Source organism: Sporolactobacillus spathodeae (assembly GCF_016908935.1).
In the GTDB taxonomy this organism is placed as follows: domain Bacteria; phylum Bacillota; class Bacilli; order Bacillales; family Sporolactobacillaceae; genus Sporolactobacillus; species Sporolactobacillus spathodeae.
Genome location: NZ_JAFBEV010000005.1, coordinates 117,721 through 133,653, shown reverse-complemented (window position 1 = coordinate 133,653; position 15,933 = coordinate 117,721). Strand labels below are relative to the sequence as shown.

Here is a 15,933-nt window from a genome sequence, read left to right as displayed (position 1 = left end):
GGTGATAGATATATGACAATGGAAGAATTGATGAAAAACGCCGCAACCTATTTGGATCAGAAGGATCTCGATTTGATTGAGGAAGCCTATCATTTTGCGGATAATGCCCATCAAGGGCAGGTGCGTCGATCAGGCGAGAAATACATCATGCATCCGATTGAGGTTGCTGGTATTCTTGTCGATTTAAAGATGGATGCAACGACGATTGCCGCCGGTTTCCTTCACGATGTCGTTGAAGATACGCCGATCACTTTGGCGGATATCCGCGCGAAGTTTGGCGACAATGTGACGCTGCTCGTTGATGGCGTGACCAAATTGCGCCATTTTGAATATACATCCAAGGAAGACCAGCAGGCAGAAAACCATCGTAAGATGTTCGTGGCGATGGCGCGCGATCTGCGCTGCGTGATCGTCAAACTGGCGGACCGGCTGCACAATATGCGGACGCTGAAATATATGTCGCCGGAAAAACAGATTCAGAAGGCCAATGAAACGCTGGAGATTTTCGCACCGCTTGCCAACCGGCTCGGTATTTCAGCGATCAAATGGGAACTCGAGGATATTTCGCTGCGCTACTTGAAACCGCAGCAATATTATAAAATTGTCAATCTAATGAAGCAGAAACGCGATGAGCGCGAGGCATATATCGCTCAGGTCGTTGACGAATTGCGCGAATATGTCAAGTCCGTGCATATTCCGGCCGAAGTATCGGGACGGCCAAAGCATATTTATAGTATCTACCGAAAAATGGTCAACCAGCATAAACAATTCAATGAAATCTATGATTTGTTCGCGGTTCGCATTATTGTTAAGAGCATCAAAGACTGTTATGCGATACTCGGCATCATTCATACCCACTGGAAGCCAATGCCGGGACGATTCAAGGATTATATCGCGATGCCGAAAGCTAATATGTATCAATCGCTGCACACGACTGTTATCGGACCGAAAGGTGACCCGCTTGAAGTGCAGATTCGCACGGAGGAAATGCACGATGTCGCCGAATACGGTATTGCTGCCCACTGGGCATATAAAGAAGGAAAAACGAAGAATCTCAATAATAAATTTGAGGACAAGCTGACTTGGTTTCGCGAAATTCTCGAGTATCAGAATGAAACATCCGATGCCAAAGAATTTATGGAATCGCTCAAAATGGACCTTTTTTCCGACACCGTTTTTGTTTTTACCCCGAAAGGCGATGTCATTGAGTTGCCGGTCGGTTCGGTGCCGATTGATTTTGCTTACCGCATTCACACGGAAATCGGCAATAAAACAGTCGGTGCACGTGTCAATGGTAAAATGGTGCCGCTCGATTATCGACTGAAGACCGGCGATATTGTCGAAGTGATGACGTCGAGTCATTCCTACGGACCGAGCCGTGACTGGTTGAAGATCGCGCAAAGTTCCGCGGTGAAGAATAAAATTCGTCAGTGGTTCAAACGCCAGCAGCGTCAAGAAAACGTCGCCAAGGGCCGTGAGATGATTGAAAAAGAATTGCGCAGCCAAGACATTAGTCTGAAAAACACGCTGACTGAAGAAAATATCGCCAGCACGTGCAAAAGTTATAATTTTTCACACGAAAATGAGTTGTTTGCCGCTGTTGGTTATGATGGCATACCCGTCAAACAGGTCGTCAGTCGGCTTATCCAGGAAAATAAAGTACAGAAAGAACCGGAGCCAGCCAAAACACATTCGGAAGTGAAGCAGCCCGTCCCGCAACATGCGAAACGGACAGCGCTCGGCGTTCGCGTCAAAGGTGTGGACAATCTGCTCGTTCGTCTGGCCCGTTGCTGCAATCCGGTTCCAGGCGACCCGATTATCGGATTTGTCACGCGCGGGCGCGGGATTACGATTCATCGCGAGGATTGTCCGAATATCAGTAGCGAAGATCAGCATCGGCTAATGGAAGTCGAATGGGAAAACAGCGAGTCGAAATCCAAAGCGTATAATGTTGACATTGAAGTAACCGCCTATGATCGCAATGGCCTGCTCAATGAGGTATTGCAATGCGTTTCCGACGCGCACACGGCGATTAATGCCGTCAGCGGTCGCGCCGACAAAAATAAAGTGGCGATGATTCATATGACGATCGCCATTACTAATATTGCGCATCTGCACCGTGTCGTTGATAAAATTAAACGGATTCCTGATGTCTACAGCGTCAGGCGCGTCATGCAATAAAAAGGCACGCAAGGCGCATCACACAAAAAATGAGTCAAGGAAATAGCAAAAGGCAGGGTGAATGATTCGATGCGAGTTGTTTTGCAACGCGTGAAGCAAGCGCAGGTTGCTATTGATGGCGCCTGCGTTGGTAAAATTGAACAGGGACTGATGCTGCTCGTCGGTATCCGAAAAGGTGATACGGCGGACGATATCATTTATGTTGCTGATAAAATCGCGGGTCTCCGCGTTTTTGAAGATGAGGGCGGTAAAATGAACCGCTCCATTATTGACTGTGGCGGCGCCATCCTCTCGGTTTCGCAGTTCACTCTTTATGGGGATACGAGCCATGGCCGCCGCCCAGGCTTCATTGAGGCCGCGCGGCCCGAAGAGGCGAAGCCGCTCTATCAAGCATTTAATGAGCACCTGCGTCGCCAGCATGGTCTCACCGTTGAAACGGGCCATTTTGGTGCCGACATGGCCGTCTCACTCGTAAACGACGGCCCTGTTACCCTGATTGTTGAAAGTAAAAATAAATAAGCGAATTCCTACGTGTTGCGCGCTTCAAAATTGATGCTGCTTGCAACACGCTTCTTTTTTTTCTGCAGATTTTGCTTGAAAGATCATAGCTGCGTTCGGCGGAACGCAAGCAGCATCTCAGCTTGCAGTTGAAAAATTCGTAAAACGCTAAAAGTAGCACACAGTGCTCGGAAAACGAGGCAAGGTGCGCCAATCGATTTCAAAACCGCTCGAAAAGTGGCGCGTTCTTCGAAGAAAGCTGCTATCGGCCGCCGCACAATTTAATCGCGCACCTCAGGCAGGAGCACATCAAGCAGCGCCTGATCCCAAGTCCGGGTTTCCGGATCATAGATGCCGAACCACGAGGCGAGTTCCCAGTAGCCCCAGCCGAATGCCAGCGTTTCGGCCTCACGACGCACAGCCTCAGTCCAGCGCCGTCGTGAGTCATTGGCTGCGGCTTGATTGGCGCCGAACTCGCCGAGATAGATCGGAACATGATGGCGCGTCGCCCAGCGCTTGACGTAGGCAAAGTCCTCGTGAATCTGCCTGAGATCCGTTGGTGTGCCAAGCCAAGCGACATTACGCGCCTGTGTGAAGCCGAGATAAGGATTCTCCTGAAAAGTAAACGCATTCGGCTCGTAGTAATGGAAGCTGACGATCAAATTCGGATCCTTTGGGAGACGCAGTGCGTGCAAGCGATGCAGCGAATTAAAATGATCCGGACCGACAATCAGCGGTCGAGTCGAATTTGTGCGGCGGATCACGGATATGGCTTCGGCTAAATAGTGATTCCATAAGTCGCCGCTTAGCTTGTTTGTGGGTTCGTTCAGCACTTCAAACAGCAGCGTGTTTGGCTGGTCACGGTAGCGCGTCGCCAGTTGATCCCAGATCGATAAAAAACAATCATGGTAACGCAACGGGTTATCCATCAATTCGATAAAATGGTGAAGATCAAGAATCACGGTCAGTTGCTGTTGGTACGCGACAGAGAGATAATCGTCTATTTTTTTCATGAATTCCGGGTCAAGAACGTAATTTGGCGCTGCCTGAACATAATCCGAAAAACGCACAGGAAGTCGAACAGCGTTAAAACCCGCTTGGTGGATCGCAGCAAAAAAATTACTTTCAATGCTTACCCCCCATGAAATGCCGCGTGGTGCATCGAGTGCGTTGCCGATATTAATTGATCTGTAGCGGAATGGTCTGCCGGTTTCCACTTTAGTATGAGAAAATAGCATCAGAATTCCTCCACCCAAGTCGTGGTTTCTTTCCCAAGATTTATTTTGTTTTATTGTAACGACTCATCTATTGTTTGAACAAGAAAAAGCTATTATTTTTACGGACATGCTTTTTGACAAAAAAAGACAAGAAAATTCAAAGAAGCTATCGAATTTTCTTGACATTTCTGTCATTCATTCGTACTATATAGGGACAGACCGATGAATAAGAGATTCTGCTGTTTGCCGCCCCAGAGAGGATGCGTCGCTGGCTGAAAGCGCGTCTGGCATTTACAGCTGCAGAGAGACACTTAGGAGGTATCGCCCCGAACGCAAGCGTCAGTAGGGGCGATCGTCAGCCGGGCGTTAACCGGAGTTGAGCGGGAGCATATTTTTGCTTCAAGTTAGGGTGGTACCGCGAATGTTCATTCGTCCCTTGTCCGTCATTTGATGACGGACAAGGGACTTTTCATTTTTACAAGAGAGAAACAGAAGGAGGACTTGTGTTGATACAGATTCCGAGAGGAACGTATGATGTCATGCCGGAAGATTCTGGTGTTTGGCAGAAAATTGAAGAAGTGGCTAGAGAAACTTGCGCTTTATTCAATTACAAAGAGATTCGCACGCCGATTTTCGAATCGACTGACTTGTTTCAGCGAGGTGTTGGCGATACAACCGATATCGTGCAGAAAGAAATGTATAATTTTACAGACCGTGGTGAACGTCGACTGACGCTACGGCCAGAAGGGACGGCATCGGTCGTTCGCGCGTTTGTTGAACACAAACTATACGGCGATCCGCAGCAACCGGTGAAGCTCTACTATATTGGTCCGATGTTCCGCTATGAGCGACCGCAATCGGGACGCAATCGCCAGTTTACTCAATTCGGCGCGGAAGCACTTGGTTCAAAAGATCCGGCGATCGATGCGGAAATGATCGCGCTTGCGCTGACGTTTTATCGTAAGCTTGGTTTGAAAAAATTGAAGTTGGTGCTGAATAGTCTTGGTGATCCGGAAAGCCGCAAGGCCCACCGTGACGCGCTGATTAATCATTTCAAACCGTCCATTGGCGAATTTTGCTCAGACTGTCAGGAGCGTCTTGAGAAAAATCCGTTGCGCATCCTCGATTGCAAAAAGGATCACGGCCATCCACTGATGGCGACCGCACCTTCGATCATTGACTATTTAACCGATGAAGCGCGGGATTATTTTGAACAGGTCAAATTGACATTGGACGCGATAGGCATCACCTATGAACTTGACCCAACGCTTGTGCGCGGGCTTGATTACTATAACCACACCACGTTTGAAATCATGGGGGCAACGGGCAGTGCCATTTCGACGCTAGCCGGTGGCGGCCGCTATAATGGGCTCGTCAGTGAACTTGGCGGTCCGGAAACAGCCGGTGTCGGTTTCGCCCTCAGTATTGAGCGGTTGCTGATTGCGCTCGAGAGCGAAGGAATAACGCTCCAGACAGGTAACCAGTTAGACTGCTATTTGGCGGCAATCGGTGCTGAAGCTGAGAAAAAAGCGGCAGTCCTTCTGCACCAACTGCGGCAGAATGGGATTCGCGCGGACAAGGATTACCTTGGTCGAAAGGTGAAAGGTCAATTCAAAGCAGCTGATCGCGAACAGGCGGCTTACGTGCTCGTGATTGGCGACGAAGAATTAGCGAACGGCCAAGCGAATGTGAAAAATATGACTGATGGATCTCAGGAACGGGTTGCTTTTGACGAAGTCAGCACGTATCTCAAGAATAAAATAAACCATTGATGGGGTGAGTTTTGTGTATCGGAACACAAATTGCGGTGAGTTATCCGTAGCATCCGCTAGCCAAACAGTCACACTGGCCGGATGGGTACAGAAAAGAAGGGATCTCGGCGGCGTTATTTTTATTGATTTACGCGACCGCTCAGGGATTATTCAGGTTGTTTTCAATCCGAGTGTCTCAAAGGAAGCTTGGAGCAAGGCAGACAAGGTGCGCAGCGAATACTGTCTCTCGGTCACCGGTGAAGTGATGAAGCGCGCTGAAGAAGCGATCAATCCGAAAGTTAAGAACGGCGATATCGAAGTGATGATCAGCGACATCCAAGTGCTCAATACATCGAAAACACCACCTTTCCCGATCGAAGACACGATTGATGCCTCTGAAGACGTGCGTCTGAAATATCGTTATCTTGATCTGCGTCGTCCGGAAATGCTGAATATCTTTAAACTGCGCAGCAAGGTCACACGGACACTGCGTCGTTTCCTCGATGACAGAGAGTTTCTCGATATCGAAACACCAATTTTGACAAAGAGTACACCAGAAGGCGCGCGTGACTATTTGGTGCCGAGCCGTGTGCATCCAGGCGAATTTTACGCGCTGCCGCAGTCGCCGCAACTTTTCAAACAATTGCTGATGGCTTCCGGCATGGAAAAATATTACCAAATCGCGCGCTGTTTCCGCGACGAAGACTTGCGGGCAGACCGTCAGCCGGAATTTACACAAGTCGACATTGAAATGTCTTTCTTCGAAGTCGACAAATTTCAAGCGATGATTGAAGAGATGCTCGTCAACTTGATGAAAGAAATCAAAGGTATCGACATCCCGCGTCCTTTTCAGCGCCTGACTTATGCGCAGGCAATGGACTTGTACGGCAGCGACAAGCCGGATACCCGTTTTGATTTGAAATTGATTGATTTGACAGACATTGCTGCTGATAGCACGCTGAAAGTGTTCAAAGAGGTTCAGGAACGCGGCGGTCAGGTCAAAGCGTTGAATGTCAAAGGTAAGGCGTCGCATTTCTCACGCAAGCAGGTCGACGAAGATTTGAAGGCTGTGGTGACGCCATACGGCGCTAAAGGCCTTGCGTGGCTCAAAGTTGAAGAAAATGCGATGAAAGGACCGATCGCGAAATTCTTCGATGAAGACTTGACAGCGCGTCTTCGCGAACGGTTGAATGCCGAAGCAGGCGACCTGTTACTTTTTGTCGCCGACAAGAAAAAAATTGTGGCAGATAGCCTCGGTGCGCTCCGTCTCCATCTTGGCAAAACGCTCGGCCTGATTGACGAGTCTGCATTCAATTTCCTCTGGATCACAGAATTCCCGTTGCTCGCCTACAGCGAAGAGGAACACCGTTATCTGGCGGAACACCACCCGTTCACGATGCCGTTCCTTGAAGATATGGACAAGATCGAAAGCGATCCGGGTAGTGTCCGTGCGCAGTCATACGACATGGTACTGAACGGTTTCGAACTCGGTAGTGGTTCGGAACGTATTTGTAATCACGCGATGCAGGAAAAAATGTTCAAGGTGCTCGGCTTTAGTGAGGAACGCGCAGAACAGCAATTCGGCTTCTTGATGCAAGCCTTCGAATACGGCACACCGCCACATGGCGGCATGGCACTTGGGATCGACCGAATTGTGATGCTGCTCGCTGGCTGCTCTAGCCTGCGCGACACCATCGCCTTCCCGAAAACGGCCAGCGCTTCTGATGTATTGACGCACGCGCCGAGTGAAGTTAGCGATGCTCAACTAAATGAATTGCATCTCGATGTGGCGACGCTGTTAAAATAAACCAGGCTTACGAGCCTGTTCATCGGCTTGCTGCCTGCATCAATCTATGCTATTATTAGTTCAGATCCTAAAGTGTTAGTCGGATGCCGATATGTTTTGACCGAACATTTAATGCTTGGGAGTCCGTTGTTTTCACCTGGCGCGCAGGCCCGTAGAGGGATCCGTAAATTGTGGAACAGGACACCCACCTGCTCTATTGCGGGTTTCAAAGCTACGGTTCCTCAACGGCACGTTTGGGACCTTAAAACCTAAAACAAACCCCGTATGGCTTAGCCATACGGGGTTTTTCCGTTAATAAAACTGATTGAACAGTACAGTCGGAAACTGCTGGTTTATTACTCATGAAGCAAATGGCGTCAAAGAAGTGAGCGCTCGAAATTATTGACTTCGAGCGCTCACTTCTTATTTTGCCGAAAATAGGGTTAGCGTCATTGTTGCCTGCACAATCGGAATCGTCGGCACAGCGCTTGAACTGTCACTGCTTGAGCTGTTCGCGCTGTTTGACTCTCCTGAACTACTTGTACGGGTCGATGACACGGGGCTCGATGTGTCTGTTGTGATTGCCTGTTCGGAGGCTTGCATCGTGTAATTGGTGATCACAAGCAGCCGTTTCAAAGATTCCAAATAACCAACGAACAAGGTGATATTGGTTTGGCTCGGTGCGTTGAGCGTAATCGCCAAATTATCCGCATGAAGCGCTGAAGCCGCACTTGCAACGCTATTTTGAGCGGATGAGCTGCCAGCATTTTGCGTATTGCTTGAAGCAGTGGATGTGCTGCTGCTTGCAGAAGATACCGCAGCACTTGAAAAATCAGCACTATTACTTGCTGACGTTGTGCTGACTTCTGAAGCGGTTGAACCACTATTAGACGCTGCAGCGTTCACTGCGGCTGAGTTTCCGTTATCCGAAGCAGAAGCTCTGCTGACCGTGTCAATGGTGACCCCGTATTTTGCGGCTTTGCTCTGGAAATCAACGAGAAAGGATTCGAGATTCGGATCAGCCGGTAAAATACGCTTATTGACTTTATCTGCGTTTATTTTATTTTTTTTTGCTGCTGCGTTCTGCTTTGCTTTTTCTTTTTGTTTCTTATAATTTTTCTGATTTGCCGCGGTCAGTTGTTGATACATGGTTGTGTTTTGTTGCGCCAGCGCCAGCGCTTGCTGCATCGGACGGATTTTCAGCAAATAGAACGAACCAAACCCAAGTAGGACAATAAGTAGCGAAGCAAGGACGACATAGAGTGTTTTATTGGTCATGCTCATTGGCCTCCTTGCTGATTGGCCAGGCTGACTAAAGTCAGGCTGACTTGATACTTACTGCTGCTTGCTGTATTCGATCCAGCCTGGCCCTGTCCATTAGTGATTTGCGTTAATTCTACGTTATTAAATGCACTTTTTCGTAACTTGGCGATGAATTGCTGCATGTCGCTATAGCTGTTTAAACCACAGGTGACACTCATATTGCCACTGGAATCAAAGGAAAGCTGCTGGATCGTGCCACCGGGCGGCAGTTGATGCTGAAAGAGCAGCAACGTATCATACAACGGAATACGCGACGCTTTCACATTCATGACCGCTTCAGATTGGGACAGCGCGTTTTTAGATGCTTGCGCATTCGGCTGTTTCAACGTTTTCTTTACCTCTGAGCGCGCTTGCCACAGGCTTTCTTGCTGCTCTGCCTGCTGCACGTCATGCCCGAGATTGATGGTATAGATAACGGCCAGAATGAGCATCACCAAACAGAAGACAGCAAAAATGATAATCAGGCGGATGAGCGCTTTCGGTGTTCGTTTTTCGTAGGGCAGTAGATTGATATCTATCATACGCGCACCTCTTTCATTGCGAGCCCTATTGCCGGAAGGAATACCGGTTCGAGATCTTCAGGCGCGTCGGTACGTTCTGGATCGATAGAGAGAATGGTGACCGGAAAATCCAATGTTTTTTTCAAAATCTGTTTGAATGCCTTCATTGCGGACGCGCCGCCAATCAAATAGATTTTCTCTATTTTTGCCTGACCGGCCTGCACCGAATAATGATAAAAATCGACCATCCGTCCGACTTCATCGGCTGCATTAAGTAAGAATTCATTTTCCTGATCTTTCTCTGATCCGCGGGTCACGCGCTGCAAATGGATTTGACGAACAAAGAGAGGTACCTGTTGATCAAAGAATGTCACCGTGAGTGTTTCTTCCTCAAGTTGTATGTACATCCTTTGCTGTTTCTCAATCTCCGGATTCTGATAGAGCATCCAGCGCTCAATCCCGAGCGAAGAGAATTCGGCACTGACTGGATCGAGACCAGCATTGCGCAAGATTTTCATATAATGGCGGACGACATTTTCCGGTGAAGCAAAGAGAATCACCTTTGTTCCGGTCGCGTCTTGGGAAATCGTGTGAAAGGCGAACACAGGCTGCTCAAAAGGAAGCTGAATCTTCTTGCCGATTTCCATAAAAAAATAATTTTTCAAATCAGCGTCAGTCATCAAGCCGGGCATATCCAATTTGCGAAGCACGAGCTGTGTTTCGGGAATCGCAAAAGAGACCGACTTGCCTTTGGCGCCAAGCGCGCGCACCATATTTTTCAGTACATCCGTAAAGGCTTGTTCATCTTTAATTTTTCCTGCCTGAACGATGTCCGGCTTTAGCTCTTCTTCCCAGAACTGAAGCCGCGACAGATCGCTTGGATTGCCGCGGAACAGTACCATGCGAATCAGCTGATCGGAAAAGGTGAGCCCCACGCGTGCGTGTGTATGAAACCAATCGAACATGACCATCATTCCTCTGTCAGGAGAATAAGCTTAGATAAGCGCGGAACAGCCAGTCGCCGAAGAAAAAGGCGGTGAGCATTCCTAATGTAATAAATGGCACAAAGGGAACGGGCTGACGCTTTTTGACTTTTCCAAACAAGCGGGCAAGGCCGCCAAGCAAAGCGCCATAAAAAGTTGCGAAGAAAAAGCCAATTAAAACCAGTTTGAATCCGACCAAAAGGCCGAGCACCGCAAATAATTTCACATCACCGCCGCCCATGCCGCCATTTGAAAGAATCGCGATAAGAAACAGTAAAGAAAAGCCAGTCCCTGCGCCAAGCGCGGCATCCCACCAAGGTGCTGTCGGGAAAATGATCCGAAAAACGATCGAGAGTATAAAGAAAAACAGAATGATTTTATTTGGAACAACCATCGCTTCAATGTCCGTAACGGTGACAATCATCAGGAGCGAGACAAGAAGCCAGCCATCCAAAATTTCTGCAATCGATGTCGCATGGAGAAAGCTGAACAGAAAAAGTAGACCCGTTGCCGCTTCGATAATCGGGTAAAGCGGCGAGAGCTTCGCCCCGCACGTCCGGCACCGCCCTTTCAGAAAAAGCCATGAGAAGACCGGTACTAAGTCGCGGATAGTCAAACGCCGCCCGCACGACGTGCAGTGCGAAGGCGGCGTGATGATTGACTGGCCTGCGACCACGCGCATGCCAACAACATTGAAAAAAGAGCCAAGGACAAGACCTAAGATGGCAATGTATATATTATCAAGAAAGATCATATGTAACATCCCAACCCATAAAATGATAATACAATATCATTTTAGCCACCTGTTGTTGAAGAAGAAGCAGGGGTACTAATTCCACTTCCTGTTTTGCTATAGTTTATCAGTTGCGATTCAGTTGCGCTTGTTGCAGTATTAGGAAGATCACCACTAGTTACTGTATATGTAGCTGAGCCATCACTGCTTGAAAATGTAACTGACACCGTGTAATCCCCGCTTACACCACCGGCCTTATCGACATATGGTTTTAATTGATTTGATGTTGTCAAATCGGAAGTAGATTGATCAATGTTATTATCTGCAACGTATAGTTTTGCTGCATGTATTGCGTTTAATCCATTCTGCGCAAGTGCTTTTTGATTTTGACTGTGCATGATTGAAATCACACTCGGAATAGCAATTGCTGCTAAGATAGCTAAAATAACAATAACAGCCAAAAGTTCGATAAGAGTGAACCCTTTTTGATTTAATTTAACCTTTTTTTTCATAAAGAATCGATACATTAATCATTCCTCCTTAAAAAACAATAATTATTGATTTGCAGTTGGCCATTTACCATTTTGGCTAAAATAAATTAAATTAGCCTCTGTAACAGTTGATGGAGCATTATCAGGTAAATCTCCAGTGGCAACACCATTAACTGTATAATCATAACTCGTATTAACACTAACTTTATATTCATGACCACCTGTGCCGCCTGCTTTATCAACATATGAATTTAGTACACCATCTGAAGCCGTACTGGCATTTGTAACTGGTAAAGTTGGATTTTGATCAGCTACGTAAATCTTTGTTGCATGTATCGCATTGAGTGCGTCCTGAGCTAGCGCTTTTTGATTCTGTGTATGGATAATCGAAATAACACTCGGTATGGCAATCGCAGCTAATATGGCGAGAATCACGATCACGGCGAGGAGTTCGATCAACGTGAAGCCTTTTTGATTCTTTTTTGATTTCTTGAGCAGAGCTTTGAGCACAGAAAACGCCTCCATGTATTAAAATTGTTGATACATTTGAAACATCGGGATGATGATAGACATCACGATGAAGCCAACTATTGTGGCGAGAAAGAGGATGACAATCGGTTCAATCAGCGCTTTCATCCGTTCAAGCAACTGTTCGACATCGTTGTCGTAGTATGTAGCCACATGATTCAGCATCTTATCGAGCATACCTGTTTTTTCTCCGATTGCTGTCATGTGATAAATAATGGCCGGAAAGATTTTTTCGTCCCGGAATGCCTCGGAAAGCGGTTTGCCGAAGTCGAGAGCCGCAGCCACCCGCGCGATCGCGTCCCGAATCGTTAAATTGTTCGTAATCTTTTTAATTGACTCGAGCGCGTCAATCACCGGGACGGAGCTGGCAATCAACAGAGCGAGCATCCACAAGAGCCGAGATAATTCTGTCTTATAGGTCACAACTCCGACTAATGGCACCTTCAGTATAACACCGTCTAGCCATTTTTTACTAGATGGATTTTTGAAAATAAGAATAATAGAGATGAGCAGTGCCATTAGTAACAGGAGCAGAATCAACCAAGAATGCTGTAAGCCGTTTGATAGATAGATAGTAAAACGAGTAATGAGTGGCAGCTTGCCGTGAATACTCTGGAACATCGATTGAAACATCGGTACGATCCATGTCAGCATGAACAGGACGACGGCAAAAGACATCAGCAAAACAAAGAATGGATAAATCATCGCTGTCGTCAGTTTTTGACGGGATTTATTTTGTTTCTCATAGTAAATCGCCAAATGGTCGAGACTTTCTTCCAAACGACCACTTGCTTCACCGGCGCGAATCATATGAACGATCATCGAGCCGAAGACTTTCGGATGCTTCGCAAATGCCCGTGATAACGTCTGTCCTTCATTTAAATCATTGGCCATCTGGCGGATCACATCTTTGAAATATTTATTCCTTTCCTCTTGATTGCAAAGGATTTCTAGCGCTTCGGCAACAGGAACACCAGCCTGAATAATTGTCGCAAATTGTCTTAAGAAGACGACCTTTTCCTTAAGTTTGACGCCGCTACCGAGGACTAAATTTTTCTGCCAGATCGAATCACTTTGCTCTTTAATCGATTCAATGACAAAACCCTTTTTTATGATCTCTGTTAATGCGGTTTGGCGATTGTCTGCGGTTAAACGGCCTTTCTTCATTTTCCCGCGGGAGTCGGTGGCGATATAATCGAAAATCGGCATGCTTTACCTCCTCAGCAGATAGGGTTCAACCGATTCGCTCGCGATTTGCCGGCGCGCCAGAAGTTCCTGAACACACGTATTCATCGATTGCATCCCTTCGGACCGATTCATCTGAATCACGCTCGGAATCTGATAAATTTTCTTTTCGCGGATCAGATGACTGATCGCGGGATTGTTAATTAATATCTCTGTCGCCACGCAACGCCCATTAAAATCAGCGGAAGGGAAGAGACGCTGCGAGACAATCGCGACAAGTTCAGCAGCCAGTTGAATCCGAATCTGCCCTTGCTGATCAGCTGTAAACACGTCGATAATTCGATCAATCGTTTGGACGGAGTCATTGGTATGCAGGGTCGCTAACACGAGATGACCGGTTTCCGCGGCGGTTAGCGCGGTTCGGATCGTTTCCAAATCGCGCATTTCCCCGACCATGATCACATCCGGATCCTGGCGCAGCGCGGCGCGGAGACCCATTGCAAATGATTCCGTGTCATTGCCAATTTCGCGTTGTTGAATAATGCATTTATTATGTTTGTGCAAATACTCAATCGGATCCTCCAACGTGATAATATGCCGGCGCATCGTTTGATTCATATTGTCAATCAGCGCGGCGAGTGTCGTCGATTTCCCACTACCGGTTGGTCCAGTCACAAGAAAGAGTCCGTGCGGTCGTTCGCACAACTTTTCGAGCACCATTGGCAGATGTAGGGAAGCGAGGCGTGGGACGTTCTGCGGAATCAGTCGAAACGCCAAACTATAGCAGCTGCGCTGGCGGAAAGCATTAACCCGAAAACGGGAGAGACCATGGATACTGAAAGAAAAGTCCAATTCACCATTCGCACTGAGTTCATTCAATTGTTTCTCTGACAAAATATCGCGAACCATTTCAAGCGTGTCTACCGGTTTAACAGCCGGCTGATCGAGCGTGTGGAGCATGCCGTTTACTCGGATCGCCGGCGGCATGCCGACAGAGATATGTAAATCTGAAGCGTGTTCTTCGTAAGCAGTCGTTAGCCAGTTCGTCAGTTTTTGATTTTCCATCATTTCATTCCCTCGATTAATTGATAATCGTTAAAAGTTCATCGACCGTTGTAATGCCTTTGGAAACTTTTTCTAGACCATTCTGGAGCATCGATTGCCCGCCGGATCCAGCAACGAGCGATTGGATTTCGCGAAAAGAGTTGTGATCAATCAATTTTTCAGCCACATTTTCGTTAATCTCGAGCATCTCGTGGACGGCCGTTCGACCATGATAGCCGGTGTTATGGCACGACGCGCAGCCGCGACCTTTGACTAAATGATCGGGACAGGTCATTCCGGATTTCGCGAACAGCGCACGTTCAATCGATGTTGGCAGCGTATCTTCCGCGCAGTCCTTACAAATCCGCCGGACGAGACGCTGCGCAACAACGCCGGTTAAGGCAGCAGAGACAAGAAACGGATCCACGCCCATATCGATTAATCGGTAAATCGTTGTCGGTACATCGTTTGTATGTAACGTGCTGAGGACTAGGTGCCCGGTCAGGGAAGAGCGGATCGCAATTTCAGCCGTCTCTGAATCGCGGATTTCGCCGACCATGATGATGTTCGGATCTTGGCGAAGAATGGAACGTAGTCCAGCGGCAAAAGTCAGTCCGATCGGCGCGTTCGTTTGAATTTGATTGATTCCGTCAATCTGATATTCGACAGGGTCCTCAATCGTCATGATATTTTCTGTTTCTCGGTTCAGATGATTGAGCGCAGCGTATAGTGTCGACGTTTTCCCTGATCCCGTTGGTCCGGTGATGAGGACGAGTCCTGTTGGCCGCGTGATCAATTTCATGAACAGCTTCTGCTGATCGCTCGTGAAGCCGACATTGGGTATTTTCAGCAGCAGACCTTGCGTATTGAGCAGCCGCATCACAATCCGTTCACCAAAAAGGGTCGGGAGAACAGAGACGCGCAAATCCAGCCGCTTCTTACCAATGGTGGCTTTGACGCGTCCGTCTTGCGGCAAGCGTCGTTCTGTGATGTCCATTTGACTCATCACCTTAATCCGCGTGACAAGTATACTGAGCATCTCTTTCGGGAAGGTGCGGTACAGATGCAGCCGGCCGTCAATGCGAAAACGAATGGCGATATTGAATTCATGGGGATCGATATGAATATCACTGGCGCGCTCTTCAACGGCGCTGATAAGGATTTTGTTAATAATTTTGATGATTGGTGTGTCCTGGGTGGTGGCACTCGTCACGGCTTCGTCCGTGACGCGGATATCCATTTCCTTCAACAGGTCATTGACAGGATCCTCGTCGCTGTACATTCGGTTGATATTCGAAATAATCTCACTCGGCAGTGCCAAGGCGACGTCAATCTTGCATCCAGTCATCATCTGCAAATCATCAATGGCGAAATAGTTCAAAGGATCAACCATGGCAACTTTCAGTACGTTATCTTCTTTCTGGTAGGCGATCAATTCCTGCGCGCGCGCGAAATTCTGATCGATCAGCCGAACAGCCTGTTTATCGATAATGATCGTCGAGAGGTGGACTTGCGGGATATTCAGCTGAATGGAGAGCGCGTCAATCAGTTGCTGTTCTGAGAGATAACCGCGTTCAATCAAAGCGTTTCCTAATCGCTGCGCGGGCGCTTTCTGTTCCAACGTTGAGTCCAATTGACGCTGCGAAATCAGTCCGTTGGTCATTAGCAAATCGCCAAGTCTTTGATGCGTTCGTTGCATGAAAACGCTCCTTC

At 47.7% G+C, this 15,933-nt stretch carries 14 protein-coding genes, 1 other RNA gene and 1 other annotated feature; of the genes, 5 read left to right on the top strand and 10 right to left on the bottom strand.

Annotated elements, in window-relative coordinates:
* Positions 1-12: 12 nt before the first annotated feature.
* Both JOC27_RS04215 and dtd read left to right on the top strand, forming a co-directional pair.
* Positions 13-2,181, top strand: a complete 2,169-nt coding sequence (locus tag JOC27_RS04215; protein WP_205005755.1) for a RelA/SpoT family protein — start codon at positions 13-15, stop codon at positions 2,179-2,181.
* A 69-nt stretch (positions 2,182-2,250) separates the two neighbouring features.
* Complete coding sequence (gene dtd / locus JOC27_RS04210; RefSeq protein ID WP_205005754.1) at positions 2,251-2,700, top strand: D-aminoacyl-tRNA deacylase; 450 nt, start codon at positions 2,251-2,253, stop codon at positions 2,698-2,700.
* Between the two features lie 260 nt (positions 2,701-2,960).
* Here dtd and JOC27_RS04205 read toward each other — a convergent pair whose 3' ends face one another.
* Positions 2,961-3,917, bottom strand: coding sequence for a glycoside hydrolase family 5 protein (locus JOC27_RS04205; protein ID WP_205005753.1), 957 nt, complete (start codon positions 3,915-3,917; stop codon positions 2,961-2,963).
* A gap of 192 nt (positions 3,918-4,109) precedes the next feature.
* Positions 4,110-4,336 (top strand) — a binding site (T-box leader).
* 63 nt (positions 4,337-4,399) lie between these two features.
* Between JOC27_RS04205 and hisS the strand changes: the two genes are divergently transcribed.
* The 3 genes from hisS to ssrS all read left to right on the top strand — a co-directional run bounded on the left by hisS (position 4,400) and on the right by ssrS (position 7,698).
* Positions 4,400-5,668 carry a histidine--tRNA ligase gene (hisS, locus tag JOC27_RS04200; RefSeq protein WP_205005752.1) on the top strand — a complete coding sequence of 423 codons (1,269 nt, stop codon included), beginning with the start codon at positions 4,400-4,402 and terminating at the stop codon, positions 5,666-5,668.
* A 13-nt stretch (positions 5,669-5,681) separates the two neighbouring features.
* A complete protein-coding gene (gene aspS, locus JOC27_RS04195) occupies positions 5,682-7,454 on the top strand; it encodes an aspartate--tRNA ligase (RefSeq protein WP_205005751.1) in 1,773 nt (590 codons plus the stop codon).
* 61 nt (positions 7,455-7,515) lie between these two features.
* A non-coding RNA gene (gene ssrS / locus JOC27_RS04190) (6S RNA) lies at positions 7,516-7,698 on the top strand.
* Positions 7,699-7,856: 158 nt separating this feature from the next.
* On the opposite strand, the gene JOC27_RS04185 is transcribed toward ssrS, so the two are convergent.
* From JOC27_RS04185 to JOC27_RS04145, 9 genes are read right to left on the bottom strand one after another with little or no spacing between them, the layout of a single operon-like run.
* On the bottom strand, positions 7,857-8,711 hold the full coding sequence (locus tag JOC27_RS04185) for a hypothetical protein (RefSeq protein WP_205005750.1): 855 nt from the start codon (positions 8,709-8,711) through the stop codon (positions 7,857-7,859).
* Between the two features lie 2 nt (positions 8,712-8,713).
* Entirely contained in the window at positions 8,714-9,277 is a 564-nt protein-coding gene (locus tag JOC27_RS04180) for a PilN domain-containing protein (RefSeq protein WP_205005749.1), read from the bottom strand.
* On the bottom strand, positions 9,274-10,221 hold the full coding sequence (gene pilM / locus JOC27_RS04175) for a type IV pilus biogenesis protein PilM (RefSeq protein ID WP_239529582.1): 948 nt from the start codon (positions 10,219-10,221) through the stop codon (positions 9,274-9,276). The genes JOC27_RS04180 and pilM overlap by 4 nt, the downstream gene beginning before the upstream one ends.
* Before the next feature lie 16 nt (positions 10,222-10,237).
* Entirely contained in the window at positions 10,238-10,993 is a 756-nt protein-coding gene (locus JOC27_RS04170; protein WP_205005747.1) for a prepilin peptidase, read from the bottom strand.
* A gap of 41 nt (positions 10,994-11,034) precedes the next feature.
* A complete protein-coding gene (locus JOC27_RS13520) occupies positions 11,035-11,499 on the bottom strand; it encodes a prepilin-type N-terminal cleavage/methylation domain-containing protein (RefSeq protein ID WP_275587772.1) in 465 nt (154 codons plus the stop codon).
* Between the two features lie 27 nt (positions 11,500-11,526).
* Complete coding sequence (locus tag JOC27_RS13515; protein WP_338062766.1) at positions 11,527-11,973, bottom strand: prepilin-type N-terminal cleavage/methylation domain-containing protein; 447 nt, start codon at positions 11,971-11,973, stop codon at positions 11,527-11,529.
* 18 nt (positions 11,974-11,991) lie between these two features.
* Complete coding sequence (locus JOC27_RS04155) at positions 11,992-13,200, bottom strand: type II secretion system F family protein (protein ID WP_205005745.1); 1,209 nt, start codon at positions 13,198-13,200, stop codon at positions 11,992-11,994.
* A 3-nt stretch (positions 13,201-13,203) separates the two neighbouring features.
* Positions 13,204-14,244 carry a type IV pilus twitching motility protein PilT gene (locus tag JOC27_RS04150; protein ID WP_205005744.1) on the bottom strand — a complete coding sequence of 347 codons (1,041 nt, stop codon included), beginning with the start codon at positions 14,242-14,244 and terminating at the stop codon, positions 13,204-13,206.
* Positions 14,245-14,257: 13 nt separating this feature from the next.
* Entirely contained in the window at positions 14,258-15,919 is a 1,662-nt protein-coding gene (locus tag JOC27_RS04145; protein WP_205005743.1) for a GspE/PulE family protein, read from the bottom strand.
* Between the last annotated feature and the right edge of the window lie 14 nt (positions 15,920-15,933).

Bases quoted from the DNA above. Each gene is read 5' to 3' on its own strand.
- JOC27_RS13520 (WP_275587772.1), bottom strand. From the start codon at position 11,499: ATGTATCGATTCTTTATGAAAAAAAAGGTTAAATTAAATCAAAAAGGG.
- JOC27_RS04205 (WP_205005753.1), bottom strand. From the start codon at position 3,917: ATGCTATTTTCTCATACTAAAGTGGAAACCGGCAGACCATTCCGCTAC.
- JOC27_RS04155 (WP_205005745.1), bottom strand. From the start codon at position 13,200: ATGCCGATTTTCGATTATATCGCCACCGACTCCCGCGGGAAAATGAAG.
- pilM (WP_239529582.1), bottom strand. From the start codon at position 10,221: ATGTTCGATTGGTTTCATACACACGCACGCGTGGGGCTCACCTTTTCC.
- JOC27_RS04145 (WP_205005743.1), bottom strand. From the start codon at position 15,919: ATGCAACGAACGCATCAAAGACTTGGCGATTTGCTAATGACCAACGGA.
- JOC27_RS04180 (WP_205005749.1), bottom strand. From the start codon at position 9,277: ATGATAGATATCAATCTACTGCCCTACGAAAAACGAACACCGAAAGCG.
- JOC27_RS04185 (WP_205005750.1), bottom strand. From the start codon at position 8,711: ATGACCAATAAAACACTCTATGTCGTCCTTGCTTCGCTACTTATTGTC.
- JOC27_RS04215 (WP_205005755.1), top strand. From the start codon at position 13: ATGACAATGGAAGAATTGATGAAAAACGCCGCAACCTATTTGGATCAG.
- dtd (WP_205005754.1), top strand. From the start codon at position 2,251: ATGCGAGTTGTTTTGCAACGCGTGAAGCAAGCGCAGGTTGCTATTGAT.
- JOC27_RS04150 (WP_205005744.1), bottom strand. From the start codon at position 14,244: ATGATGGAAAATCAAAAACTGACGAACTGGCTAACGACTGCTTACGAA.
- JOC27_RS04170 (WP_205005747.1), bottom strand. From the start codon at position 10,993: ATGATCTTTCTTGATAATATATACATTGCCATCTTAGGTCTTGTCCTT.